We start from the raw sequence: 2,197 nt of genomic DNA on the forward strand, positions 1-2,197 counted from the left end.
TTTTGCGAATATGCAACTTGGGTTAAAGTAGATGCTACCACTAAAATAAATAGGATTTTCTTCATGATATTATCTTTAACGGTTTGTAATCCATTTGTATTTATCTAGGATATACTTATATAATGGTTGTTCCCCTATGATGTTAAGTATATCTTTTAGGCTTCCATCATCGGAGTGATACCCTAGTACCTTATTGACTTGTAAAACCCAATCCATATTTTTTAATTTGGAAGATTTTAGGTCTATTATAAAATTATCCAATCCTGTTTGGAAACTACCATAAATGATATGATAATATCCAACAGCATCTTTTTCAATTCGTTCTGTAGTAAATGTGAAATATTCGTGTAGAGAAACCTCTACTCCAAATACATTTCCATAATTTCCTCTTTTTATAAATACTTCATTAAACCGATTACGGTTTTCTTTATTGGGAAGTTGATTTATGGTAAATATTTGCTTTTGATTTACTTCCGTTAGGGATAAAAGATTTGCTATTTCTTGATATTTGTCTATAAATTTACTTTGGTCTAATAGGCATATAATATCGGAGTTGCTGATTATAGAGTTTTTGACTACAGGATTACTAATTATGTCCTCCAGTTCTTGAGTAACAACCATTGCCATACCCCAAAATTTACGAACTGTTTTATACAAATAGAGTATATAGCCAGCCATCATAGGGCTAGCTATGGCTTTCCATGCTTCTTCAATTATTAATGCCTTTCTGTTCTTTTTTAATCTCATTTTTTGAATAAAAACGTCCATAATAATTAAGGTTACTATTGGAAATAATTCAGGGTCATCTTTAATTGCATCAATTTCAAAAACTATAAAGGGTTCTTCAAAAAGGGAAGTGTCAAAATCCTCATTAAGAGTTTTTTCTAACTGTCCTCCTTTATAGAATTTTTTTAATAGAAACTTATAGTTAGTAATATCAAAATCAATTTTGTTCTCTTTGCAAATGATAGGTATAATGCGTAGGGAAAATTCGTAGAAAGAGTTAAAAGATAAGCTTTCAACTTTTATTTCTTTCAATATATCTTCCTTCTTCTGGATTCGTCTTTCTATTATAGAAAGTAATCTAGTTTCAGGATTATCAAGCTCTTGGCGTGTAAAGCCTTTTTCGATGAGAATGTTTTGTATCGCTTTTTCTGCGTTGGTTTTTTCTCCGCCTTCTCCTTTTTCTACTAGTTGCTGTAATTTCTCTATTTTTTCGGAAAGTATCTTGCGTTCTTCTTTTTCCCTTTCGTTTTCAAATTCTTCTTCATTGACTTGAAATTCGAGTAGTAAATTTTCACGTATGGCTTCTTTTTCCGCATCTGAATAACCATTAAAGGGATGAAAGTAGAAAGAATAGTATTTTTCTATGGTAATATCCATAATTTCTTCTTCTTGCTTTTTGACCTCACCATTTGCACCTTTCCATATCAGGAAAATTAATGATTTAAGAAAGTTTTTCTTTTCTACATTATACTCTTCTTCAGTAATTCGGAAAGGATTCATAGATATAGGCTTGCTTTCAGAATAAGTAATGTATTTGCCATGATAGTATTCGCACATTCCTGAATAACTATGCCCTGTATCTACCAATACAATATCAGTGTTATCTAAAACCCATTGTCTTACTTTGGAGTTGACATAGAAAGACTTACCAGAACCACTTGGACCTAAAACAAAGAAGTTGGAGTTATTTGTATATTTTTTCTCACCTTCTTTCCCGGACATATCTATTCCAACAGGCAATCCTTGTCTGTCTGTAAAATAAGTAAGAAAAGGGCTGTTTTCTGTTACTTGTAATTTTTCCTTGAACAAAAGACAAATTGCAGCATCGGAAGTTGTTAGAAATTTGTCATAACTGTTTAGGTTGATTGCGTTTCCTGGCAGTGCACATTCGAATAATTCTAATTGGTTGAAGCATTGTTTATTAATAATAATGCCACAATCAAAAAGAGATGTTTCAACATAGTTGATAGCCTTACTAATATCATCAAGACCAGCAAGAATTATATTATAATGTGCATATACAAGCATTTGCCCTTCTCTGGCAATATCCGACTGCACTCGTTCTATGTCTTCTACACATAAATCATTTGCAGGGTCAGGCATTCCTTTATGTTTTTCTTTTTGCCTCTATTGTTGCTCGTTCGTGGTCTGAATATTTATTACTTGATTATAAGATAATTGGTGTCTTATA

At 31.7% G+C, this 2,197-nt stretch carries 1 pseudogene; it reads right to left on the minus strand.

The features are described 5' to 3' along the window. Positions 1-75: 75 nt before the first annotated feature. A pseudogene (locus BACPLE_RS00005) lies at positions 76-2,197 on the minus strand (TraG/VirB4 family ATPase); the annotation flags it as partial.

This window comes from Phocaeicola plebeius DSM 17135, assembly GCF_000187895.1.
Taxonomy (GTDB): Bacteria; Bacteroidota; Bacteroidia; order Bacteroidales; family Bacteroidaceae; genus Phocaeicola; species Phocaeicola plebeius.